This is a genomic window from uncultured Pontibacter sp., from assembly GCF_947499215.1.
In the GTDB taxonomy this organism is placed as follows: domain Bacteria; phylum Bacteroidota; class Bacteroidia; order Cytophagales; family Hymenobacteraceae; genus Pontibacter.
The window spans coordinates 105,813-127,729 of the sequence record NZ_CANMNI010000002.1 but is presented as its reverse complement, the minus strand read 5'-3'; the positions used below and the strand labels follow the sequence as shown (position 1 = coordinate 127,729).

Below are 21,917 nucleotides of genomic sequence, written 5' to 3'. Positions count from 1 at the left end.
TAACGGCTTTGCTAAAGCACGCCTTGGTGTGGTTTAGGTTTTGTTGGACTAAGTATTTCTTGTTAGACTAATGCTTTTATTAAAATTGCTTCAAAGCATAGGCCTATTTAGCTCTGTCTTCTCCCTCCTTCAAAAAGTATATTAGTCCGATCTGTAAAACTCGGTTTGCTCCATCATACCTTCTTCCTGAACTACTAGAGGTCCCGCCAAATCGCCTATCCTGAGTTTCTGACATGAGCCTAAACCCATAGGTGTATCTTGTTTCAATTCCCAACTTAGCTGTAATTCTGTACTCTAGCCCTAGGTCAAGTCCCAAATCCCATTTACTGTAAGAGTCAGTGATGTCAAAACTCTTGTCAGCAAACCTTGTGTTCGCGCTCATAAGTTTGCCAACTTGGGGACCCAAAAGTAAGGAGAGCTTTTCTGTGGGGCGGTAGCCATGATGCCACGCAACAGCCGCATAGTGGAAAGTTGACTCTCCTCCATCAGGAGAAAGAAAGCTAGCTCCGTACCTATTCCCCTTTTGAGTATAAAGAAGTTCCGCACGTACAAACCGCCTTTCCGAAAGTTCTACTTGAGCGGTGGCTCCTGCGTAATATCCCCTCTTGAACCCACGCGTCTCAGCTTCCTCTAATGCAGATACTATTCTAGCAAAATTTAACCCTGCCCTTGCACCAATTGAAACTTGGCTATATCCACTATGACCTATGAGAGCAAAAAGAAAAATGATTAGAGGTCTCTTTATCTTCATTTTATATTATTAAGTCCAACTTACAGAAAATCGTAAACATACGCTTATTGGTACTATAACTAAACTTCCACCTCCTATAGATAAAGTGTAATTTTGTAGAACCGCTATAGTTCAACCTGATTTTCTGCTAAGTAAGCTTCAACATACGCTCTCACTTCCTCTCTTTTTACCGGATCCTCAATCACATCATACAACGGCAATAAAGAATCTCCAGAAAAGTTGAAATCTATGAGCACATCATCAGTTGTTGACAAACTCTGCTGCCATCCGGATATATCAACAGTGGGATGTTTAGATTCGGGAGATGTAGTTTGGGATATTTTGTCCGGATCTCCGTTAAAAGCCCTGTAGCTGAGCTTTTGTGAAAAATTGCCTGTGGCAGATGTGGTATTGGCGTTATCCAAATCGCCTGTGGAAAATTTGAATACATTACCCATAGCTACAGTTAAGCCTAACTTAGCTGCCTTTTCTCTGTCTCTGTTTTCAGTCTCTGCCTGATATAATACCACCAGTTTTGCTCCTAAAGTAATATCGGTTAAAATATGCGTGCCATATTTTTCCACTATCTCTTGAGGAGATTTGCTTTGAATATCCGCCTTGAAAGTATCTGTTACATATTTCTGTAGTAATCTTAAATCAGGCATCATTTTAACTCTCTTCCGTTCCACAAGCAAGGTGTAACTTGAGTAGATATATTTATCAGAAAGGGCATCCTGATTGGGGAAGTAAGACGTGATAGCGCCTTTAAACAATCTCTGCCCCTTAGTTTCTGATGATAACATCTGGGAATAAGCCTGTGCATTTTCTGATGCGAAAGTTCTTGCGCTACCAACATTGGACCTGCCAAGGTCAACAAGACTCGGGCTATCTTCCTTGAATTTTAAGACATCAATTATTTGATGACCTGCAGCACTTGCCTCAGCAAACGGACCGGTTACATCATAGCCGTGTCCGAGCAAGTTGTATTCCCCTCCTGCTGAGGATGGTAAAGAATACTCGGGATTGAGGTTTGTAACCGTAATCGTATCGTCCGTACGTGATGTGGCTTCTGGTTCTATATACTGTTTACTACAAGAAACTAATATGCTGAATAAGAAAATAAATGGTAGTAGTTGTTTCATAGAAATGGTGGTACTTTATTACTGAATAGGTCTACAGTAAAATTACAATATATTATTAGAATTGAATTTAAGAGTTAAGTCTTTTAGGACTTGATAAAGCGTTGTATTGGTAATATGTTGTAGGATGGCAGAAAGAAAATTAACTACAGCACCTCCAACTCCACATCTCCGCCAATAGGAAAGCCAACACAGGTCAGTGTCAGGCCCCTTTCGATATCACGTTCCGTAAGCACCTCATTGTAAGACATCCACACTTTCCCGTGTAGCACACGGGCGATACAACTGCCGCACTTGCCGGTTTCGCAGCTATAGGGCAGGTCTATACCTGCCTGCCGGGCGCTTTGCAGGATATTATGCGGATAGCGGGAGAGTAGGGTATGTGTTTTTCCTTGCAAGTGCAGCGTGACATGATGGGCGGCTGTATCAGGCGGTATCAGCTTGACCGGCTTACGAATATCGGTGTTGAAAATCTCTTTTCGGATGTTAGACTCAGGTATACCTGCCTGCCGCAGCGCGAACGACATGAGTCGCATGTAGTTGTCAGGGCCGCACAAGTAGTAGAGTTGCTGTTCATAAGGCACGCGAGATAAGGTCTGTAGGAAGGTATGCAGCAGGTCTTTGTGCAGCCGCGCCCGGCTCAGGTCAGCGGAGTTGCTAAAGATAAACTCAACGTGCAGCCTATCGGGGAAGTCAATTGCAAGCTGCTGCAGCGGCTCGAGAAACATGGCCCGCTTTGGGGAACTGTTGCTGTAGAGCAGCACGGCCGATAGCTCCGGATGGGCGTGTAGCAGAGTTTTTAGTAAGGAGTAAATCGGAGTAATGCCACTGCCAGCCGCCAGAAAGAAAATCTGTTTAACCGATGTTGTCTCCTCAGGTATCGTAAACAGACCAGCAACGCCAGCGCTTGTCAGTTTGTCGCCTACTCGTGCGTTGTCTACCAGCATGCGGGAGAACAGGCCATTCTCAATCCGCTTCACACCGATCATGAGCGGCTCGATTAGCACAGGGGAGGAGGTGATGGAATAGGACCGCCGCACTTCGCCATGCGGACTATGATGCACCAAGGTCAGGTATTGTCCCGCTTTGTAGGGCAGGGGTTTATTGTCCTCAGGTTGCAAAGTGAAAATCTTAACTCCCGGGACTTCCTCTTTGATATGTGTGATGGTAAGGGTATGGTAGTTTGGTTTTTCAGCTGGGGTCATATTCTTAGAACTGCTGGGTTTATGCCCTGTATACGGGGTGCAGTCCGTCTAAAGATTTGATAGTAGTAGAGGCAAAAATAAAAATTGACCTGCCAGTCCATTCCCAAATCCTGTTTATCTTTAAAAAACGATTGAGCTATACCTGATCATGCCCAAGATTTCACCCAAAACGACCCCGATCTACCAGACCTCGGTTTTTACTTTCGAAGACCTGAACGACCTTGAGCTATACTTCGAGCAACCGGGACAGCAGTACATGTATACCCGCTACGGCAACCCCAACTCCGATGAGCTGGCCGAGGAAGTAAATAAACTGGAGGGTGGTGCAGGGGCTGTGGCCACCTCTTCGGGCATGTCGGCTATACTGACTGCTGTGCTGACCTATTGCCAGTCAGGCGACCACCTGCTGTGCGCAGAGGAGATCTACGGCGGCTCAGCGGCCTTGCTGTCGCAAGAATTGACCCGTATGGGTATAGCTGTAACCTACGTACCAAGCGACAGTCTCTATACCTTGGGGGATCTTGTGCAGCCTAACTCAAAGCTACTGCTAGCCGAAACCATGAGCAATCCGCTACTGCAAGTGGTGGACCTAAAGCGACTGGTAGAAGAGACGAAGCGGGTAGGTATAAAGCTGGTGGTAGACAATACCTTTGCCACACCGGTCATCACCAAACCACTTGCTTTGGGCGCTGATATGGTCATCCACAGCGTAACCAAGTATCTTTCCGGCCACAGCGACGTAACAGCCGGGGTTGTGGTGGCGGGAACTGCAGAAGACAGTGAGCGCAGCAAGCAGATCATGCGTACCTACGGCCTCAACCTGAGCCCTTTTGAAAGCTGGCTGGCGGCCCGTGGCCTGAAAACCCTAAAGCTGCGAATGCGGCAGCACTGCACAAATGCCATGGCGGTAGCGGAGTTTCTGGAACAGCACCCGAATGTGAAACAGGTATGGTATCCGGGTCTGACGCAGCATCCGCAGCACGAGTTGGCAAAAGAGCAGGGGAGTGGCATGTATGGCGGTATGCTCTCTTTCAAACTGAAGGATGATCAGACGGAGACGGTGAACGCCTTTATGCAGGCCTTGCAGAATATTCCTTTTGCTCCCTCGCTGGCAGGGGTGAGCACTTCCATCTCGCACCCGCTACGCACTTCCCACCGCAGCCTGAGCCCGGAGCAGCAGCAGAAGCTCGGCATAACATTGGGGCTTATTCGTTTGTCAGTAGGTATAGAGGAAACAGAGGAACTGCTAGTAGATTTGGAGCAAGCCTTGGAGAGTTTAAGAGTTTAGGAGTTAGAAAGTTGGGGGATTTTTGAGTCTCAGAATTAAGGTGTTTAGGAGTTAAAAGTAAAGTTAATGCTATACCTGTAGCTGAAAAACCAAGTATAGCTACGCAGTTTTAAATACCTTGCTATTACATTACCATACCTATGCTGGATTTTCCGAACGCTAAAATAAACATTGGCCTGCTGGTTACAGAGAAGCGGCCCGACGGATTTCATAATCTCGAATCGTGTTTCTATCCGGTGCAGTGGTGCGATGCACTGGAGATTTTGCCAGCCGATGAATTGGCATTTACCATGAGCGGACTGCCCGTGCCCGGCAACCCAGACAGCAACCTTTGCCTGAAGGCCTACAAGCTGCTGCAGCAGGACTTTCAGCTGCCTCCGGTGCACATGCACCTACACAAAGTTATACCGATGGGAGCGGGGCTGGGAGGCGGTTCTGCAGATGCGGCCTTTGCCTTGAAGCAGCTCAACTCTTTGTTTGAGCTAAATGTAAGTGCGGACCAATTAGAAGATTACGCCCGGCAACTGGGAAGCGACTGCGCCTTTTTCGTGCGTAACAAATCCGTGATAGCGGTAGAAAAAGGCGATGTGTTCAAGCCAGTGGAGCTCGATTTGAGTGGCTATACCTGTGTAGTAGTATACCCGGGCATCCACATCACAACGGCAGAGGCCTACGGTAATATCGTGCCTAAAAAGCCAAGCTGTGGTATAGAAATGTACCTGAAGCAGGAAGTGCAGGTATGGAAAGACGTGCTGAAGAATGACTTTGAAGAGGCGCTGTTACCGAAGTATCCAGAGCTGGCAGCCATCAAAGAGCAACTCTACAGCGCCGGCGCCGACTATGCTTCCATGACGGGCTCCGGCTCTGCGGTATACGGTTTGTTCAAGGAGGCTCCTGCCGATTTACTCTTCTCCAGCCATTACCTTCTCTGGAAAGGCCTGCTTTAGTTTTCTGCGTCGCTCGGTATAAGTGTCCAGCACAGGGTGAATAAATACGCTAATTAGAATGATGACCGCCCCAATGTAAAAGTTGGAGGTCATCTGCTCATTCTCATTGAAGATCACCCATGCCAATAGGATGCCGTAAATGGGCTCCATGTTAACCGTCAAATTGACGGTATAGGCCGATATTTTCTGCATAAGCCTTACCGAGGCGGTATAGGCATACACCGTACACACTACTGCCAATAGCAACAGGTATACCCAATCCATGCCGTTCATGGCAAAGTTCAGCGTACCTGTCTCCGTAAACAAATCGGCATAGATGGGGAAGAACAGCGCCGTGCCGATGCAGGCACCTGCCATTTCATAGGCTGTAATGGTGGTAGAAGGATGCTTTTTGGCTAGTCTGGCGTTGATAATTGTGAAAATCGCGCCTAACAGTGCAGAACCCACCGCCATACCGATGCCCAGCATATTGTCAAACTCCGTTTCGGCTTGGAAAATAATGTACAGACCCATCAGAATGATAAGCCCCAACAGAATTTCGTGGACTTTCAACTTCTTGCTCGTGAAGGCAGGCTCCAACAGCGCTGTCCACAGACTGCAGGTGGCCATGCCTACCAGACACAGCGAAACCGACGAAATGCGGGCCGAGGCGAAAAACAGAATCCAGTGTGCCGAGATCATCAGACCCACGCCCATGATGATGAACATATTACTGCGCCCCAGCCAGAACGGAGTTTTGCGGCGGTAGATAATAGCGCCCAACGCTAAGGCCGCGATGAGCGTGCGGAGAAAAACTAACTCCACTGCCGGTATTGTGATCAGTTTGCCAAGTATGGCTGTGAAACCCCATAACAACACAATGAAATGGAGCTCAATAAAATCCTTTAAACGCGGCATTAGCGTGGAATATAACGATAAAGTAGAAAGCCTATACCTGTAAAAATAATGCTCGGCACCCATGCCGCAATATGAGGTTCGAGGTCGCCTACCTGTGCCAGACTGCGGCTCGTAATTACAAAAATGATGAACACGAAAGCTAAAAAGAAGCCCAACGCGATTTGCATGCCTACGCCGCCCCGTGATTTGCGGGCACTCACAATCACCCCGATCACCGTCAGGATGACAATGGCAAACGGATAGCTATAACGCTCATATTTTTCGACAAGGTAAATTTCAATGTCATCGGCGCCGCGATCTCTTTTCTCCTGTATAAAGCGGTTGAGTTCCGGCAGGGTCATGGTCTGCTCCAGCTTGTAGGTACTTTCAAAGTCCTTGGGGAGTATGTTGAGGGTTGTATCCAGCGCCCCGCCATGGTAGATGGTTTCTTTTTCGCCGTCGAAGGTACGCAGGGTATAGCGGTCTACGTGCCACTTCTCTTTCTCTTCGTTCCACTGTACGCTGCTGGCCGTGAGCTTCTGGGTCATGTTTGTCCCTTTGATGTTCTCAATAGCGAAGTTATACCCTACGTGCGAGTTGATGTTGTAACTCTCCATGTACACATAGGTGTCAGGGGCTATTTTCAGGTGAATGTTGCGGCTGTCATAAGTAAAAGGACTCTTCACGTACTTCACCTGAAAAGCAACACTTTTCTTGTTCGCATTCGGAATTACCCAGCCGATCAGGCCAAAGATCAAGGCCCCAATGAGCGTAGAGCCAATGAGATAAGGCACCAAAAGACGCTTGAAGCTAACACCACTACTCAAAATAGCTACGATCTCGGTATGCGAGGCCATCTTGGCCGTTACGAACACCGTCGCGATGAACACCGTGATCGGGCTCAGCATGTTGGCATAGAACGGGATCAGGTGGATGTAGTAGTCGAAGATGATCTCCGAAATGGCCACATTGTGCTTGATGAAGTCGTCGTTCTTCTCAGTGAAGTCAATCACCAGAATAACGGCCACCATGATCAGTACCGTGAACACATACGCGGTCAGGAACTTCTTCAGTATGTATTTATCGAGTAGCTTCAATGGGTTGCTTTAATTACAGTCTCGTCATTAGTTTCTTCACCATCACGTCTTTCCAGTCGCGGAAAGTGCCGGCGATGATGTGCTGTCTGGCTTGTTTTACCAGCCACAGGTAGAAGGTCAGGTTGTGCACACTGGCGATCTGTGGCCCCAAGTATTCGTTGCTGTGGACCAAGTGGCGCAAATAAGCCTTGCTGTAGAACGTGCTGACATAGCCGCCTAGTTCCGCATCGATCGGACTGTGGTCGGTGGCCCACTTCTGGTTGCGTATATTGATGATGCCCTGCGTCGTAAACAGCATGCCGTTTCGGGCATTGCGGGTCGGCAGCACGCAGTCGAACATATCCACGCCCAAGGCGATATTTTCGAGGATGTTGGCCGGCGTGCCCACACCCATCAGGTAACGGGGCTTGTCGGCTGGCAGTATATCGCACACGATCTCGGTCATCTCATACATCATCTCGGCCGGCTCTCCTACTGACAGGCCGCCTATGGCGTTGCCTTCGCGGCCAAAGCTGGCGATGGTCTCAGCGGACTGCACGCGCAGGTCCTTGTAGGTGCTGCCTTGCACAATCGGGAAGAGCGTCTGGTCATAGCCGTACTTGGGCTCGGTGCTGTCGAAGCGGTCGACGCAACGTTGCAGCCAGCGGTGCGTGCGCTCCATCGAGTTTTTGGCGTAGGTATAGTCGCAAGGATAAGGTGTGCATTCGTCAAAAGCCATGATGATGTCGGCACCAATGGTACGCTGAGTGTCCATCACGTTCTCCGGCGTAAAATCGAGCGCAGAGCCGTCGATGTGTGACTTAAACTTCACACCCTCTTCCTTGATCTTGCGGGTGCCGGCCAGCGAGAACACCTGATAGCCGCCACTGTCGGTGAGGATCGGGCGGTCCCAGCCATTGAATTTGTGCAAGCCACCGGCCTGCTCGAGTATGTTGAGGCCCGGACGTAGGTAGAGGTGGTAGGTGTTGCCGAGTATGATTTCCGCCTTAATATCGTCTTTTAGTTCACGCTGGTGAACCGCTTTCACGGTTCCTGCCGTACCTACGGGCATGAAGATCGGGGTTTCGATAGCACCGTGTGCTGTTTGCACCACCCCGGCACGGGCCTTTGACTGTATATCTTTTGCTACTAATGAAAACTGCATAGTCTGTGATTGTCAGCGCGGTATGCTACAAGAAGCACGCCAAAGCTTCTGTGGCACGAAGGCCCCTGTTTTTTGCTAAATGGTTGTCTGAATAATCTGCAAAGATACGAAGTGCGGACCCACAAAACATAAACAATTATTAAATGATGAAGATGTTCGTAAATGGCTTAATTATACCTATTTTTGATAGTCAAAGGCGGTGTTGGACAATGTGCGATCTAAGGTGTTGAACCACACAGCAATTTAACAATCCAACAATCAACAATTAAAGAAATTTGATTACACTTATACTCTTGGCAGTGCTGGCTTTCTGCGTGCTGGTGCAGCTTTATTACGCTTTTTTCTATTTCCTGCCTCTGAGCAGGTATCAAGACCCGGAGCCGGACACCCACCGGCCGGTGTCGGTGATCGTGGCGGCTCACAATGAGCTCGAAAACCTGATCGAGTTGCTGCCCGCTTTGCTCGACCAGCAATATCCCGAGTTTGAAGTCGTTTTGGTCAATGACAGGTCGGACGACGACACGGAATTTTATGTGTATGAGCTGGAGCGGCAATTCGAGAATTTCAGGGTTGTAACGATCAAAAAAACACCGGAGTATTTAAATCCGAAGAAATACGCGCTGGCGCTGGGTATACGTGCCGCCAAGTACGAACACATGTTGTTTACCGACGCTGACTGCCGCCCGTGCAGCGAGCGCTGGATCGAAAAAATGCAAAGTGGCTATGCGCTTGGCACTGAGCTAGTTATCGGTTATTCCCCCTACAAGAAACTGGGCGGGTTTCTCAATCATCTCATCCGATATGAAACCTTACTGACCGCAATTCAGTATCTGTCTCATGCAAACAAAGGACACGCTTACATGGGCGTAGGCCGAAACTTATCGTATACTAAGTCGTGTTTCTTTAGAAACAAAGGGTTTGCATCTCATATCAAGACTACTGGCGGCGACGATGACCTTTTTGTTCGCGATGCCGTCAACAATAGTAAGACAAGCATTGTTATCAGCAAGGAAGGGCAAACGGTCAGCATTCCTAAAAAGAAATTTGGGGAATGGCTGGTGCAGAAAAGAAGGCACATGGCCGCCGGAAGGCAATACAATGCGTCAGACAAGGGGAGGATAGGGGCTTTTATTTCATCCAATATTCTTTTTTACACGCTGTTTATTATTCTTCTTGTTCTCAATAGCCATTTGATTATCTTGGCTGCGCTTATCGGATTACGCTACCTAGTGGTGTTTCCGGTGTACCTAAGTGTGGCGCGCAGGCTAGACGAAGATCTTTCTTTGCCGCTTTTGCCGCTACTCGATATTGCCTATTTTTTTAGTTACCTGCTCCTTGGAGTATCTGTTGTATTGAACAAACGAATCAGATGGAAGTAAACAAACAATTCTCCGCAAAAGCAAAGCACGATTTCAAGCTGATACAAGCGGCTGTCGAAGAGAACGACGAAAAGGCTTATGCTGAGCTGATGAGTATCTATAAGAAGCCGGTATACCACGTGGTGCTCAAAATGGTCCGCAACGCCGACGATGCCGAGGACTTAACCATAGAGGCCTTTGCCAAAGCTTTTCGCAACCTGCACAAGTTCAACCCGGAGTACGCTTTCAGTACTTGGCTGTTCCGCATCGCGACCAACAACTGTATCGACTTTATCCGTAAGAACCGCATCAAGACGATGAGCATCGATTCGGCCATTAAGATTGACAATGGCGACGAGATCACGATCGACTTTAAAGACAAGAACCTGAATCCGCAGGAAGAGGCGATTAAGAACCAGAAGATCGAAATTATGCAGTACGTGGTAGCCAAGCTGCCTGAGAAGTACCAGCGCCTCGTAACACTTCGCTACTTCAACGAACTGTCATACGAAGAGATCGCAACCGAACTGAACGCCCCGCTCGGCACCGTAAAAGCCCAGCTGCACCGCGCCCGCGAGTTGCTCTATGACATGGTGAAGAATAAGAAGCACTTGATTTAATAGTTGGTAGCTGATTGTTTATAGAATAATCGATTTTAAACAACAATTAACAATTATCAATCAAACATAAGATAATGATTACGTTTTTAGAGCCCTTGTCGCTTTGTGCGGCAGGGGCTTTATTTTTGGGGTGATTCCATACATATTTCATACTTTTGCGGTGCCTTAGGCTTATGCTGGGCAATAGAAGAACAGAAGCTATACCTTGCGAACAGAGATCATGCGAAACCTGAGCGAAGCCATACTGGTGCGAATGGGCAGACTGCATTTATACCTGCGTCATAAAGGGGGCAAAGAAGCCGAACAGGAGCTTCACCGCAAATACGAGGGCCAGTACCGAAACGCCGGCCTCGTGCTCTTGTTCGACCTCTTCATGGCCCTCGCCGTAGTGGTAGTAGTAGCTGTTCTGGCAGGTTTGCTATACTTCGTAACAAGTTAGAAAGTGAATGAGCCGTACTATCTCTTCTCAACTTTTTAAATCTTAAACTCCTAAACTCCCAAACTGAAACCATGTCCATCTCTATCCGCATCCTTTTGTCAGGTTATTTCCCTGAGCTTTCCGAAGACCAACTGGACAAGTATGAGCGTATGGCCGAGCTGTACCGGGAGTGGAATGAGAAGATCAACGTGGTGTCACGCAAAGACATGGAGCACTTGGGCGTGCACCACATCCTGCACTCGCTGGGTATAGCCAAGGTGATCCAGTTTCCGGCACATGCCCATGTGCTCGATGTGGGTACAGGCGGCGGACTGCCGGGTCTGCCCTTGGCGGTGATGTTCCCAGAGGTGAAATTCCACTTGGTGGACTCTATCGGCAAGAAGATACACGTGGTGCAGGAAATTGCCCGCGAGCTGCACCTGCAGAATGTAACGGCTACCCATACCCGTGCCGAACAGGTGCGCGAGAAATTTGACTTCGTGGTGAGTCGCGCCGTCACACGACTGGCCAACTTCTACCCGTGGGTGATGAACAGCTTTAAGAAGGAAGCTATACCCAACAAAGGCATCTACTATCTCAAAGGCGGCGACCTGCAGGAAGAAATCGCCGAATCAGGCCTGATCACGAAGACCTACGACCTGAAAGATTATTTTACAGAAGAGTTTTTTGAAACAAAGAAGGTCTTAGTCGTGCCGATGCCGTAGGCCTACTCCCCCTGTAACAGAAACCGAACGGCTCTGGCCTCAGAGTAGTAGATGTTGTTTCTAAAATCTTCTGTGAAGCCCACATGGCCACCATCTTCGGGCGTTTCTAAGTAGAAGTAGGGGTTCTGTTGTGCTTCCTCCACCGGAAAACAAGACTTGGTCAGGAAGGGGTCGTTCTTGGCGTTGACTAGCAAGGTCGGTATCTGAATGCTTTTCAAAAATTGCTTGCTACTAGAACGCTTGTAATAGTCCTCCGCATTTTCGAAACCATGAAGAGGCGCCGTATACTTATCATCAAACTCCGGAAAAGACCAGAACAAACTATAATCGGTCAGGTCGAGCGAATCCGGGTACATCTCCTTTTTTTGTTCCAGTTTCTGACCGAGCGTTTTCAAGAAGCGCTGGGTATAGATCTTCGAAATGCGCTTTGCCGAGCTCTTCAGGTCAATAGGTACCGAAAAGACAGAAGCCCGCTTCACCTCTGAGGGCACCTGCGCAGGCTCTTCTCCTAAGTATTTTAAACTGATGTTGCCTCCGGCACTGAAGCCGATGAGGTATACCGATTCATAACTGCCTGCATCGAGGGCATGCCTGATGACGAAGTCAAGGTCGTCGGAAGCGCCTAGGTGGTAGGAGCGAAGGAGTTTATTGGGCTCGCCGCTGCAGCTGCGGTAGTTCCATGCCAGCGCATCGACACCCCGCTCGTTGAGTGCTTTCACCATACCCATGATGTAGGGCCGGTGCGAGTCGCCCTCCAGCCCATGCGAGAGTATGGCCAGAGATTTTGATTTGACGCGTGACCAGTCCACGTCTATGAAATCGTCGTCGGGCGTAATGAGCCGCTCGCGATGGTAGGCTACTCCGTCTACTTGCCTGAACAGGCTGGGCACAATGGTCTGTATGTGCCCGTTAAAAAGGTAGAACGGTGACTTATGCTTGGAAGGTAGGATCGGCATAGCACGATAAGCTAAGTGACACGGTTGGTATTTTATACGATAACGCCAAAATTAAGGCCTTTCAATAGGTAAAGCTACATCAGTGGGCCATTTTTGACGTATCCTTTCATATAAACTAACACAACGAAAGACTATGAAGTTTTCTAATAACATAAAAATTTGGACATTGATCTGGCTAACGGCAGGCTTTGTTATGGCCTGCGACGTAGATACGCGTCAGGGTGCCAGCCGCGACTTTGAAGAGTTCTCTGCTTGGGTAGATACCACCAGCCAGCGGGCTGAGACCGCCACCGAAGAGGAGTGGAATGAGATGCAGACGGAGTATAACCGCCGAGCCACTGAGCTCGAGACAAGAAGCGCTGACTGGGATGAGAAGACCAAGGGCGAATGGGAGGAGATGCAGACCCGCTGGCAGGAAACAGTCGGTAGGGCTGAAACACGCTTCCGGGCATCCGAAGTAGACATGAGCGGAGAGGCCAGCCCAAGCACTGATACGCTAGGGTTTTAGATAGAAAAACTTTCTATAAATCTTCTATATAGAGAAACTCTATACTGTTATATGCTTTACTTTGAATGTTTATAATCTTTGGCTTTTAGGGTGCGTATAAAACGGTATTATCAACGATAATTGAAAGATGAATATAAAATCGAATTTGAAAATAATCGGTATGGCGCTAACAGTTAGTGCATTTACCTTTGCCTGTAACACTGAAACACGCACCGAGACGAACCGTGAGGTAGACGAGGCGCAAGTAGAAATGAATGAAACGAGCGTGGAAGCCGAAAGAGAGTATAATGAATTCTCTGTGTGGGTAGACGAGCAGGGCAACCGAGCTGATTCATACACCGAAGAGGAATGGCGGGAAGCGAAAGAGGAGTATAACCGCCGTGAAGCCGAGCTTGACGCTAAAAGTGATACATGGGACGATGATGCTAAAAGAGAGTGGGAAGAAGTGAAGGCTAGCTGGAAACGCACCGAGGACAAAGTGCAGAAACGTATAGGTGATATCGACGTGGACGTTGATGTGGAAAGAAGAAACAACTAATCTGAATCTCCTTAACTGATTGATTTTTTGATAGAAGAGTAGGCCTAGGGCTGCAGTAACCTTACTGTGGCTCTAGGTTTTTTTATGCTATCTGGGCCAAGGGTTGACGAGGGCAGGGTTGCTTGTAAAATGCTCATCAGTCAGGGTGTGCATAAAGGCGATGATTTTTTGCTGTTCCTCTTGCGTGAGTGCTATACCTAGTTTCTCTCCTTGCTGCAGCTGAGTTGCCAGACTTGGAGAGGGCTTTACGCCCGAGGTATAATGCGCAAGTACCTCCTGTAGTGTATTAAAGCGGCCATCGTGCATGTAGGGCGCCGTAAGGGTGATATTACGCAGGGTAGGGGTTTTGTACTTGCCGATGTCCTGAGACGCGTGCGTAATGCGACCTCTGCCAAAAGCCAGTTGCTCGTGCTCTTCCGAAAAAGAACTGCCGAGCCCGTTGTTGTGGTACTGGTTGTCTGTGAAGAAATCGGTGGCGTGACAGCTGCCGCAGTTGGCCCTGAATAGAGCCATACCTTTCAGTTCAAGGGAAGTCAGCTCGCCACCGGACTCTTGGCGCATATACCTGTCGTAGCGAGAGTCAGCTGAGATAAGCGTGCGCTGAAACTGGGCCAGCGCCCTGAAGACAAGCGGTGTAGTGATGGAATCGGTATTGAATGCGCTTCTGAACTGGGCAGGGTATACGGGGTGCTGTTTCAGGTATAGCAACAGCTTATTCAGGTCCTGCCCCATCTCGTCGGGGTGCGTGAGCGGACCAAAACTCACAGATTCCAGATTCTTGACACCGCCATCCCAAAACAGCCCCTCCATCCAAGCAAGGTTCGCCAGTGAAGGCGCATGTCTCAAAAGCGCCTTGCCCGATACGCCGAGCTGTGTGAGTGCCTGCCCGTCTGAAAAAGCCTTATCCTGTTGGTGGCAACTGGCGCAAGACACCTGCCCATTGGCTGATAGGCCAGTATCGTAGAAAAGCATGCGCCCTAAAGCTATACCTTCAGCGGTAAGTGGGTTATGGCTTGGCTGCGGTATAGAGGCTGCGAGATTAGCCGGTGCTTCAGGTATAAAAGTGATAGGCTGTGGCGCTGCAGCATCCGTCAGTTGTCCCTCACACCCCGCAAAAAGGAATGTGACCAGCAAACAAACCGATAAAAGGCAGGCAGCGCTTCTCATTTACTCTCCTGATTCAATTCGAATAAAACCTTGGCTGTAATTCTCCACGATCTTGCGTGCATTCTCACCGCCCATCGCTGTGTTTAGTTCGTCAAAATCGATCAGGTGCGGATTGCGGAACAGCTCGTTCACGTCCGTTACCAGTCGTAGATTGCCCGTCGGTCGTTGGCGTAGGTCGAGTGGCTGCGGCAGTTCCAGCGTAAATACTTTGTAGTTGCTGTCTTCCCCGATATGAAACACAAGGCCACCGTTCTTGGTGTCACCAGTATACAGCCCCTCCAGCGACAGGAATTTATACCCGGTGGTCCAGTCCCATACCATGTCATTGCTCGGGTCGAGGTCGCCGAACTGGTCAATGGAGTGATTGCGCGCCTCATCCACCCCGATGGCAAACTCCATCTTTGTGTATACCGCCGCTGGCACCTCATCAAGACTAAAGCCTGCCTTGCCATCGAGTGTAATCAGGTGGTAGCTGTCCGGCTGGGTATAGACCGTGCGTCCATCCTGACTGATCAGCTTTACATTGCTGAGGTAAAACCGAAGCTTCTGCACCATATAGCTGTCTCCGCTTGGGCTGGTATACGTCTCGTCGGCCTGTAACCCTTGGCTGCCCACTGTGTGCTGTACCGCTACCTGCACGGTGCCTGTAGCTGGTTCGTCTTCGTCATCGGAACAGGAGGCCAGCGGCAGGGCAAGGGCCAGTGTAAACAATAATTTGGCGGCAGAAGAGAGCAGGGCTTTCATAGGGGCTACTTAAATGGGTTTGAGAATCGTTTGTCTTTGATAAAGGTTGTATCGGTCAAAGTATGGAGGAAAGCGATGATCTTTCGTTTTTCCTCTATCGTCAGACCGAGGCTGGTGCCATTGGGTAAGTTCGTTGCTTCGATGATCAGCGGATCCAGATTAGGCGTGTCGAAGCGGATGTGCTCGTTGTAATGGTCCAGCACCTCCTCTAAGGTCTTGAAGCGGCCATCGTGCATGTAAGGGGCCGTGAGAGCAATGTTGCGCAGCGAGGGCGACTTGAACTTGCCTTTGTCGCTGGCTCGGCCTGTTACGTCGCCCAAGCCATTGTCGGTCGGTTGAGCATCGAGGCCGTTGTTGTGGAAGGTACGCGTCGTCAGGAGTACGCCGCCATGGCAGTCGCCGCAGTTGCCGCCCCGTGTACCGGTGCTAGGGTCGGGGTGCGTCATAAAGAGCACCATGCCCTCTACCTCGTCCGAGGTGAAGACCTCCTTGTTCTGCAGATACCCATCGTAGCGGGAATTGCCCGAAATGAGTGTGCGTTGGAATTGCGCCAGCGCTTTGAGGATGTTTTCCCGGGTAATGGTAGAAGACCCGAAAGCCTTTTCAAACATAGGTGGGTAGAGCTGGGTCTGTTGCAGTTTGTTTACCGACTCGTGCAATGGCTGGTGCATCTCAAGCGGATCCTCCAGCGGCCCCACGGCTTGGTCCTCCAAGGTATTGGTGCTACCGTCCCAGTTGAACTGGCTAAACCAAAGCATGTTGGCCAGCGACATGGAGCCGCGCTTGGTCTGCGCATTGTTAATACCTGTGCTCAGCCCTTTGGCATCGGTAAAGGCCAGTTGCTGTTGGTGGCAACTGCCGCAGGAGAGAGAGTTGTCACGCGAAAGCTTCGTTTCGTAAAATAGGTGGCGGCCCAACTCTACACCCTCTACCGTCATGGGGTTGTCAGGCGGAATCACAAAATTCTTGGGCAATGTGGCAGGTATAGCCAATTCGTAAGGCTTGGGCGGGTTAGGGCCTGTTTCATGCGGCTCTTCTTTATCGCCGGAACAGGCCATAAACAGGAACGGAAAGGCTGCCAACAGAAAGAATCGCAGGAGTGCCATTGTTTTCAGGCTGAATAAGTGTAATATTGGAACACCAAAAGATAGGTATTTGTGCCAAAACTATGGCAGGGTAACAAGAAATACCTTTTGTTAAGCTTTTTATCAGGAGGAGGCTTTGGAAATTAATTGTAAAGGGTTTACCTTTGCAAACTCATTTAAGATACGGAACGAAATATTTAATTAGTATACAATAACATGGCTAATCACAAGTCGGCATTAAAGAGAATCAGATCTAACGAATCGAAACGTCTTCGTAACAGATATCAGGCGAAAACTACTCGTACATTCATCAAAAGGCTGAAAGGCACTACTGACCAGACCGAGGCGCAGGAACTGTACAAGACAGTTTCTTCTATGCTTGACCGTCTGGCAAAGAAAAACATCATCCACAAAAACAAAGCGGCTAACAACAAGTCAAAACTGGCTAAGTTCGTTAACAGCCTAGCTGCAGCTTAATTTTTGCTGGAATACTAATTCCGAAGCCTTACACACGCGTGTAAGGCTTTTTGTGTTTTCTGTTGGTGGGGGTTGCAGGGGGGATTTAGTTGTTTCAGACTTTAGTTCTTACTCTGGTTAACCCACCCCCTGCCCCTCCTTGTCCAAGGAGGGGAGTCTGATATTACCACTTTTAAGGTATAAGCTTTGTAGTACAAATCACTGGTACGTATTGCAATAATAACTAGCGCGCTGGCTACAAAGCAAATCACACTTGCCTTGTGCAGCAAACGACTACTCACTGTTCAAGCGGTCAGTGAGTGGGGGAGGGGCCCTCTATTTGGGGAGTCTTGACTTTTTTGCCCCGAAAGCTTTCGGGATGTCCGCCGCACAAGCGAAACTATAAAACAGGAAATCCCTGAAGCTGACCATCAACTTCAGGGATTTCCTGTTTTAAAAACAACTGGCATCTTAAGCGATACTCAGCTTAATCATATTGGTACGCTTCTGCTCATAAATCGGCATACTTGCCGTATTGATAAACACATCGCCTTTGTTAAGGTAGCCGGCTTTGAGAAGCATGTGCTTGATATCATTGATGGTGGCGTCAGTAGACTCAAACTTGTCGTAGTAGAAGCCGCGCACACCCCATACCAAGTTCAAGGTAGTCAACAAACGCTCATTCTCAGTGAAGATGAAGATGTCAGCCTTGGTGCGGTGCTTAGCCAGTTGGAAGGCCGTATACCCAGACTTTGTCATACCGATCACAGCACGAGCGTTTGTGTCTCGAGCCAAGTAGCAGGCGTTTGCCACGAGGCTGTCATTATAAAAAGTCTCTGAATGCGGGTTCAGGATGTAGTTCTTGTTGAAAATATCCGCTTGGCGTTCCACTTCGCTGATCGTCAGGTTCATAGAACGGATCGTCTCCACCGGGTAAGCACCTACGGCTGTTTCTGCGCTCAGCATCAGCGTGTCGGCCCCGTCAATCACGGCATTGGCTACGTCGTTGGTTTCTGCACGGGTCGGCTTTGGATTCACAATCATGCTCTCCATCATCTGGGTGGCGATGATTACCGGTTTGGCAGATTTGTTACACTTCTCCACGATCATCTTCTGAAGCATGGGCACGCGCTCCATGCCTGTTTCCACGCCAAGGTCGCCGCGGGCCACCATCAGAGCGTCAGATGCGGCAATGATCTCGTCAATATTTTTAATGGCTTCTGGCTTCTCAATCTTGGCAATTACGCGGGTGTCTTTGCCGCGCTCTTTGATGATGCGCTTAATCTCGAGGATGTCCTCTACGCGACGTACAAACGAGAGCGCTACCCACTCCAAGTCATGGTCTAAGCCAAAGTGAAGGTCTTTCAAATCTTTCTCTGTCAGAGATGGAGCCGAAACAGAAGAGTCAGGGAGGTTAATGCCTTTTCGTGGCTTTACCACACCGCCGTATTTTACATCGGCTTCAACCACGCAGTCTTTGTCTGTGGTAACTACTTTGAGTTCCAGTTTGCCGTCGTCAAGCAGGATGGTATCGCCCGGGTTCACGTCTTTAGCAAGTTCGGTATAGCCCGTGCCCAAGTGGTCGTGGTTGCTCACAGAGCCGTCGCAACGCAGTACTACGCGCTGGCCTTCTTTTATCTCTACGCCACCATTCTCCACCTCACCGATACGGATCTTAGGACCCTGTAAGTCTTGCACGATGCAGACGTTGGTGTTAAATCGGCGGTTTATCTCACGTATATGCTCTATTACTTGTAAGTGTTCTTCGTGCTCACCATGCGAAAAGTTAAGACGGAAAGCGTCTACGCCTTCCTGCACCAGTGATAGCAGGCGATCAAAGGTATTGCTGGCAGGGCCAACAGTGGCCAGTACTTTGGTCTTGTTGAAGAGTATCTTCATAAATCAGAATAATAAGTGTTCTTTGTACTTAAGTGTAAGTGGGTCAAATTGTTTCGTGTATTGTATTAGGGTGAGATTTTGGAGCCGACTGATGAGTTCCTGCGGGTTGAGGTACTGTTGCAGGGCTCCTGTAATTTGCAGAATGTAGTCATAGTCCTTTATGTCGGGCAGCATAAAAGGTTTCTTAACGGTGGGGGTACCCAGCGCTTTGTTGCGGAACAGGCGAACGGTACTATGGTCGTCGGTGTGCTCAAAGTGGGAGATGAGCATCTTCTGGCGGTCAGACAGTTCGTAGCACAAGTCCTGTCGACGTGTAAGATTAAGCCCGAGCAGGCGGTTTAACGACCACGCCATCTTGTAGTCCCGACATGAGGAAACCACGCCAAAAAGGGCGAAGCTAAAATCATACTCAATGTCCAGATGCAATGTTTTCATGGGCTACAAAAAAGCGTAATTGCAAATTTATAAACATGACAATGGAAAACGACCATTAGGGCAAAAACTTTTATAACATTATGAATGCCGTAATTTTTTTTGACATTGTCTGCCTAATTACATTTCTTTGCACAGTGTTTTAATAAACTATAAGAAAAATGTCAGAAATCGCAGAAAAAGTAAAGGCTATCATCATCGATAAGCTTGGTGTTGAAGAGTCAGAGGTTACTCCAGAGGCTAGCTTCACTAACGACCTTGGCGCCGACTCATTGGATACAGTTGAGCTTATCATGGAATTCGAAAAAGAATTCAACGTATCTATTCCAGATGATCAGGCTGAAAATATCGCTACTGTAGGTCAGGCTATCAGCTACCTAGAAGAGCACGCAAAGTAATATCAGTACCTGTTACCTTATTGTATTAAGTAATTTTACTATCTATCCTCTACTAGCAGCTTATGGAGCTTAAGAGAGTTGTAGTTACAGGGCTAGGCGCACTCACGCCACTTGGGAACACTGTTTCAGAGTACTGGAACGGGTTGTCAAATGGTGTGAGTGGAGCTGCGCCCATTACACGCTTTGATGCGAGTAAGTTTAAGACCCAATTTGCCTGTGAAGTAAAAGGATACAATCCGGAAGCTTACTTCGACCGTAAGGAGGCGCGTAAAATGGACTTGTTCTCTCAGTTCGCCATGGTGGTGGCTGACGAGGCGGTTCAGGACGCGAACTTGGTTGATAGTAACGTTGACCCTGACCGTGTTGGCGTGATCTGGGGCTCCGGAATCGGCGGATTGCGCACCTTCCAAGAGGAGTGTGTGAACTTTGCCAACGGTGATGGTACACCGCGTTTCAACCCGTTCTTCATCCCGAAGATGATCGCGGATATCAGTGCCGGTCACATTTCCATTAAGTATGGCTTCCGTGGACCAAACTTCGTAACGGTTTCAGCCTGTGCTTCTGCTACCAACGCTATTATCGACTCTTTCAACTATATCCGCTTGGGTATGGCTGACGTGATCGTGACGGGCGGTTCTGAGGCTGCTGTAACGGAAGCAGGTATCGGAGGCTTTAACGCCTTGAAAGCCCTTTCAGAGCGTAACGATTCCCCGGAAACGGCGTCCCGCCCATTCGACAAAGACCGCGACGGTTTTGTGCTGGGTGAAGGTGCCGGTGCCCTTATTCTGGAAGAGTACGAGCACGCTAAAGCCCGTGGCGCCAAGATCTACGCCGAAGTAATAGGTGGCGGTATGTCAGCAGACGCTTACCACATCACAGCGCCGCATCCCGAAGGACTAGGCGCACTGAACGTGATGAAGAACGTACTGCGCGACGCCAACATCAAACCAGAGGAAGTAGACTACATCAACGTACACGGTACCTCCACACCGCTGGGTGATGTGAGCGAGGTGAAGGCGATTCAGACTGTTTTTGGTGACCATGCTTACAATCTCAATATCAGCTCTACCAAGTCTATGACAGGTCACCTGTTGGGCGCGGCTGGTGCTATTGAGGCGATTGCGGCTATCATGTCAATCAAGAACAGCTTGGTTCCACCGACAATCAACCACTTCACTGATGACGAAAGCTTCGATCCGCGTCTTAACTTCACTTTCAACAAAGCGCAGGAGCGTGAGGTGAAAGTGGCGCTGAGCAATACGTTCGGCTTCGGTGGACACAATACTTCCGTTTTATTCCGTCAATTTATCGATTAGGTGTTTGGTCCCATAAAACCGGTACGGCGCTTCTATCACAGCTTATTCACAAAGGATAGAGAGTTAGTGCGCGCCATCTCCGGGATTATTGGCAGCACACCCGATAACATACGCCTGTACAAACTGGCGCTCACACACACGTCCTTTGCGCGGCAGAATCTGGCCAGCAAGCACGATACCAATGAGCGTCTGGAGTTTTTGGGCGATGCGGTACTCGGAACGGTTGTAGCCGAACTGCTTTTCAAGAAATTTCCCTACGAAGATGAGGGCTTTATGACAGAGATGCGCTCGCGGATTGTGAACCGTGAGTCACTCAATCATATTGCCATTAAAATAGGCCTTAACCTGCTGGTAAAAGTAGACACCTCCGGTGGGCAGGGCTCTCGTCACAAGTCCGTGCACGGCAACGCACTGGAGGCGCTGGTGGGCGCCATATACCTTGACAAAGGGTATAACACTACTAGGCAGTTTATTCTGGGCAAGCTCATTAAACCCCACGTGGACCTGCACAAACTGGTCAACACTACCTCCAACTTTAAGAGCAAACTCATTGAGTGGGCGCAGAGCCAAAATGCTGAGATCAGGTTTGAGATCGTAAATCGTAAAAACCAAGGAAACACAACCGAGTTTACCTGTGAGATATACCTCAACGACAAGCCTGTGGCCATAGGGGTGGGCCTATCTAAGAAAAAAGCCGATCAGTCTGCCGCTGAAAAAGCGATCGAAGTGCTTAATATTAGTTAAGGCGTAGTCCCTAGTATCCTCTGCTGCAGTCCAACCCATAGGCTGTATTTCCCCCTATTTAGGAGGCTTTCAATTTCGACAGGTATAAGCTGATATTTGACCGCTTATAATGGTTAGATGTCATTTT

At 48.9% G+C, this 21,917-nt stretch carries 24 protein-coding genes; 12 read left to right on the top strand and 12 right to left on the bottom strand.

Annotated features, from left to right (window positions below; all coding sequences use genetic code 11):
* Positions 1–103: 103 nt before the first annotated feature.
* The 3 genes from Q1A04_RS08440 to Q1A04_RS08430 all read right to left on the bottom strand — a co-directional run bounded on the left by Q1A04_RS08440 (position 104) and on the right by Q1A04_RS08430 (position 3,074).
* Positions 104–751, bottom strand: a complete 648-nt coding sequence (locus tag Q1A04_RS08440; RefSeq protein WP_299703958.1) for a porin family protein — start codon at positions 749–751, stop codon at positions 104–106.
* A gap of 104 nt (positions 752–855) precedes the next feature.
* Positions 856–1,872, bottom strand: coding sequence for an MAC/perforin domain-containing protein (locus Q1A04_RS08435; RefSeq protein WP_299703955.1), 1,017 nt, complete (start codon positions 1,870–1,872; stop codon positions 856–858).
* A 143-nt stretch (positions 1,873–2,015) separates the two neighbouring features.
* Entirely contained in the window at positions 2,016–3,074 is a 1,059-nt protein-coding gene (locus tag Q1A04_RS08430) for a ferredoxin--NADP reductase (RefSeq protein ID WP_299703952.1), read from the bottom strand.
* Positions 3,075–3,222: 148 nt separating this feature from the next.
* Here Q1A04_RS08430 and Q1A04_RS08425 point away from each other — a divergent pair, with 148 nt between their 5' ends.
* Both Q1A04_RS08425 and ispE read left to right on the top strand, forming a co-directional pair.
* Complete coding sequence (locus Q1A04_RS08425; protein WP_299703949.1) at positions 3,223–4,362, top strand: PLP-dependent aspartate aminotransferase family protein; 1,140 nt, start codon at positions 3,223–3,225, stop codon at positions 4,360–4,362.
* Between the two features lie 140 nt (positions 4,363–4,502).
* Positions 4,503–5,309, top strand: a complete 807-nt coding sequence (gene ispE, locus Q1A04_RS08420) for a 4-(cytidine 5'-diphospho)-2-C-methyl-D-erythritol kinase (RefSeq protein WP_299703947.1) — start codon at positions 4,503–4,505, stop codon at positions 5,307–5,309.
* Here ispE and Q1A04_RS08415 read toward each other — a convergent pair.
* From Q1A04_RS08415 to tgt, 3 genes are read right to left on the bottom strand one after another with little or no spacing between them, the layout of a single operon-like run.
* Positions 5,265–6,206 carry a DMT family transporter gene (locus Q1A04_RS08415; protein WP_299703944.1) on the bottom strand — a complete coding sequence of 314 codons (942 nt, stop codon included), beginning with the start codon at positions 6,204–6,206 and terminating at the stop codon, positions 5,265–5,267. The genes ispE and Q1A04_RS08415 overlap by 45 nt on opposite strands.
* Positions 6,206–7,282, bottom strand: a complete 1,077-nt coding sequence (locus Q1A04_RS08410; protein WP_299703941.1) for an LptF/LptG family permease — start codon at positions 7,280–7,282, stop codon at positions 6,206–6,208. Before Q1A04_RS08410 ends, Q1A04_RS08415 begins: the two co-directional genes overlap by 1 nt.
* Positions 7,283–7,295: 13 nt before the next feature.
* Positions 7,296–8,426 carry a tRNA guanosine(34) transglycosylase Tgt gene (gene tgt, locus Q1A04_RS08405; protein ID WP_299703938.1) on the bottom strand — a complete coding sequence of 377 codons (1,131 nt, stop codon included), beginning with the start codon at positions 8,424–8,426 and terminating at the stop codon, positions 7,296–7,298.
* Positions 8,427–8,701: 275 nt separating this feature from the next.
* On the opposite strand from tgt, the gene Q1A04_RS08400 reads away from it, so the two are divergent.
* From Q1A04_RS08400 to rsmG, 4 genes are all read left to right on the top strand, one after another.
* Positions 8,702–9,805 (top strand): glycosyltransferase, encoded by a 1,104-nt coding sequence (locus tag Q1A04_RS08400; RefSeq protein WP_299703935.1) that lies wholly within the window; start codon positions 8,702–8,704, stop codon positions 9,803–9,805.
* Positions 9,796–10,404 carry a sigma-70 family RNA polymerase sigma factor gene (locus tag Q1A04_RS08395; RefSeq protein ID WP_007659731.1) on the top strand — a complete coding sequence of 203 codons (609 nt, stop codon included), beginning with the start codon at positions 9,796–9,798 and terminating at the stop codon, positions 10,402–10,404. The genes Q1A04_RS08400 and Q1A04_RS08395 overlap by 10 nt, the downstream gene beginning before the upstream one ends.
* Before the next feature lie 205 nt (positions 10,405–10,609).
* Entirely contained in the window at positions 10,610–10,843 is a 234-nt protein-coding gene (locus tag Q1A04_RS08390) for a hypothetical protein (protein WP_299703922.1), read from the top strand.
* 71 nt (positions 10,844–10,914) lie between these two features.
* Complete coding sequence (gene rsmG / locus Q1A04_RS08385; RefSeq protein ID WP_299703921.1) at positions 10,915–11,547, top strand: 16S rRNA (guanine(527)-N(7))-methyltransferase RsmG; 633 nt, start codon at positions 10,915–10,917, stop codon at positions 11,545–11,547.
* A gap of 2 nt (positions 11,548–11,549) precedes the next feature.
* Here rsmG and Q1A04_RS08380 read toward each other — a convergent pair whose 3' ends face one another.
* Positions 11,550–12,503 (bottom strand): alpha/beta fold hydrolase, encoded by a 954-nt coding sequence (locus tag Q1A04_RS08380; protein ID WP_299703918.1) that lies wholly within the window; start codon positions 12,501–12,503, stop codon positions 11,550–11,552.
* 133 nt (positions 12,504–12,636) lie between these two features.
* Between Q1A04_RS08380 and Q1A04_RS08375 the strand changes: the two genes are divergently transcribed.
* On the top strand, positions 12,637–13,011 hold the full coding sequence (locus tag Q1A04_RS08375; protein WP_299703915.1) for a hypothetical protein: 375 nt from the start codon (positions 12,637–12,639) through the stop codon (positions 13,009–13,011).
* 160 nt (positions 13,012–13,171) lie between these two features.
* Positions 13,172–13,549 carry a hypothetical protein gene (locus Q1A04_RS08370; RefSeq protein WP_299703912.1) on the top strand — a complete coding sequence of 126 codons (378 nt, stop codon included), beginning with the start codon at positions 13,172–13,174 and terminating at the stop codon, positions 13,547–13,549.
* Between the two features lie 87 nt (positions 13,550–13,636).
* On the opposite strand, the gene Q1A04_RS08365 is transcribed toward Q1A04_RS08370, so the two are convergent.
* From Q1A04_RS08365 to Q1A04_RS08355, 3 genes are read right to left on the bottom strand one after another with little or no spacing between them, the layout of a single operon-like run.
* Positions 13,637–14,683 (bottom strand): cytochrome c peroxidase, encoded by a 1,047-nt coding sequence (locus Q1A04_RS08365; RefSeq protein ID WP_299703909.1) that lies wholly within the window; start codon positions 14,681–14,683, stop codon positions 13,637–13,639.
* Between the two features lie 33 nt (positions 14,684–14,716).
* A complete protein-coding gene (locus Q1A04_RS08360; RefSeq protein WP_299703907.1) occupies positions 14,717–15,460 on the bottom strand; it encodes an MbnP family protein in 744 nt (247 codons plus the stop codon).
* Between the two features lie 5 nt (positions 15,461–15,465).
* Positions 15,466–16,566: a cytochrome c peroxidase gene (locus Q1A04_RS08355; RefSeq protein ID WP_299703904.1), complete on the bottom strand. Its 1,101-nt coding sequence runs from the start codon at positions 16,564–16,566 to the stop codon at positions 15,466–15,468.
* Positions 16,567–16,761: 195 nt separating this feature from the next.
* On the opposite strand from Q1A04_RS08355, the gene rpsT reads away from it, so the two are divergent.
* Complete coding sequence (gene rpsT, locus Q1A04_RS08350) at positions 16,762–17,022, top strand: 30S ribosomal protein S20 (protein ID WP_299703901.1); 261 nt, start codon at positions 16,762–16,764, stop codon at positions 17,020–17,022.
* Between the two features lie 450 nt (positions 17,023–17,472).
* Here the strand turns inward: rpsT and pyk are convergent, their stop codons facing one another.
* Entirely contained in the window at positions 17,473–18,900 is a 1,428-nt protein-coding gene (gene pyk, locus Q1A04_RS08345) for a pyruvate kinase (RefSeq protein WP_299703898.1), read from the bottom strand.
* A 3-nt stretch (positions 18,901–18,903) separates the two neighbouring features.
* Positions 18,904–19,335, bottom strand: a complete 432-nt coding sequence (locus tag Q1A04_RS08340) for an IPExxxVDY family protein (protein WP_299703895.1) — start codon at positions 19,333–19,335, stop codon at positions 18,904–18,906.
* A gap of 158 nt (positions 19,336–19,493) precedes the next feature.
* Between Q1A04_RS08340 and Q1A04_RS08335 the strand changes: the two genes are divergently transcribed.
* The 3 genes from Q1A04_RS08335 to rnc all read left to right on the top strand — a co-directional run bounded on the left by Q1A04_RS08335 (position 19,494) and on the right by rnc (position 21,790).
* Positions 19,494–19,730 carry an acyl carrier protein gene (locus Q1A04_RS08335; protein WP_007659745.1) on the top strand — a complete coding sequence of 79 codons (237 nt, stop codon included), beginning with the start codon at positions 19,494–19,496 and terminating at the stop codon, positions 19,728–19,730.
* A 62-nt stretch (positions 19,731–19,792) separates the two neighbouring features.
* Positions 19,793–21,046, top strand: coding sequence for a beta-ketoacyl-ACP synthase II (gene fabF, locus Q1A04_RS08330; RefSeq protein ID WP_299703883.1), 1,254 nt, complete (start codon positions 19,793–19,795; stop codon positions 21,044–21,046).
* Positions 21,047–21,112: 66 nt separating this feature from the next.
* Positions 21,113–21,790, top strand: coding sequence for a ribonuclease III (gene rnc, locus Q1A04_RS08325; protein ID WP_299703880.1), 678 nt, complete (start codon positions 21,113–21,115; stop codon positions 21,788–21,790).
* Positions 21,791–21,917: the final 127 nt, after the last annotated feature.

Excerpts from the sequence above, each read along its gene's own strand:
- Q1A04_RS08440 (WP_299703958.1), bottom strand. The coding sequence starts at position 751 with ATGAAGATAAAGAGACCTCTAATCATTTTTCTTTTTGCTCTCATAGGT.
- Q1A04_RS08435 (WP_299703955.1), bottom strand. The coding sequence starts at position 1,872 with ATGAAACAACTACTACCATTTATTTTCTTATTCAGCATATTAGTTTCT.
- Q1A04_RS08430 (WP_299703952.1), bottom strand. The coding sequence starts at position 3,074 with ATGACCCCAGCTGAAAAACCAAACTACCATACCCTTACCATCACACAT.
- Q1A04_RS08425 (WP_299703949.1), top strand. The coding sequence starts at position 3,223 with ATGCCCAAGATTTCACCCAAAACGACCCCGATCTACCAGACCTCGGTT.
- ispE (WP_299703947.1), top strand. The coding sequence starts at position 4,503 with ATGCTGGATTTTCCGAACGCTAAAATAAACATTGGCCTGCTGGTTACA.
- Q1A04_RS08415 (WP_299703944.1), bottom strand. The coding sequence starts at position 6,206 with ATGCCGCGTTTAAAGGATTTTATTGAGCTCCATTTCATTGTGTTGTTA.
- tgt (WP_299703938.1), bottom strand. The coding sequence starts at position 8,426 with ATGCAGTTTTCATTAGTAGCAAAAGATATACAGTCAAAGGCCCGTGCC.
- Q1A04_RS08395 (WP_007659731.1), top strand. The coding sequence starts at position 9,796 with ATGGAAGTAAACAAACAATTCTCCGCAAAAGCAAAGCACGATTTCAAG.
- rsmG (WP_299703921.1), top strand. The coding sequence starts at position 10,915 with ATGTCCATCTCTATCCGCATCCTTTTGTCAGGTTATTTCCCTGAGCTT.
- Q1A04_RS08380 (WP_299703918.1), bottom strand. The coding sequence starts at position 12,503 with ATGCCGATCCTACCTTCCAAGCATAAGTCACCGTTCTACCTTTTTAAC.
- Q1A04_RS08375 (WP_299703915.1), top strand. The coding sequence starts at position 12,637 with ATGAAGTTTTCTAATAACATAAAAATTTGGACATTGATCTGGCTAACG.
- Q1A04_RS08370 (WP_299703912.1), top strand. The coding sequence starts at position 13,172 with ATGGCGCTAACAGTTAGTGCATTTACCTTTGCCTGTAACACTGAAACA.
- Q1A04_RS08360 (WP_299703907.1), bottom strand. The coding sequence starts at position 15,460 with ATGAAAGCCCTGCTCTCTTCTGCCGCCAAATTATTGTTTACACTGGCC.
- Q1A04_RS08355 (WP_299703904.1), bottom strand. The coding sequence starts at position 16,566 with ATGGCACTCCTGCGATTCTTTCTGTTGGCAGCCTTTCCGTTCCTGTTT.
- rpsT (WP_299703901.1), top strand. The coding sequence starts at position 16,762 with ATGGCTAATCACAAGTCGGCATTAAAGAGAATCAGATCTAACGAATCG.
- pyk (WP_299703898.1), bottom strand. The coding sequence starts at position 18,900 with ATGAAGATACTCTTCAACAAGACCAAAGTACTGGCCACTGTTGGCCCT.
- Q1A04_RS08340 (WP_299703895.1), bottom strand. The coding sequence starts at position 19,335 with ATGAAAACATTGCATCTGGACATTGAGTATGATTTTAGCTTCGCCCTT.
- Q1A04_RS08335 (WP_007659745.1), top strand. The coding sequence starts at position 19,494 with ATGTCAGAAATCGCAGAAAAAGTAAAGGCTATCATCATCGATAAGCTT.
- fabF (WP_299703883.1), top strand. The coding sequence starts at position 19,793 with ATGGAGCTTAAGAGAGTTGTAGTTACAGGGCTAGGCGCACTCACGCCA.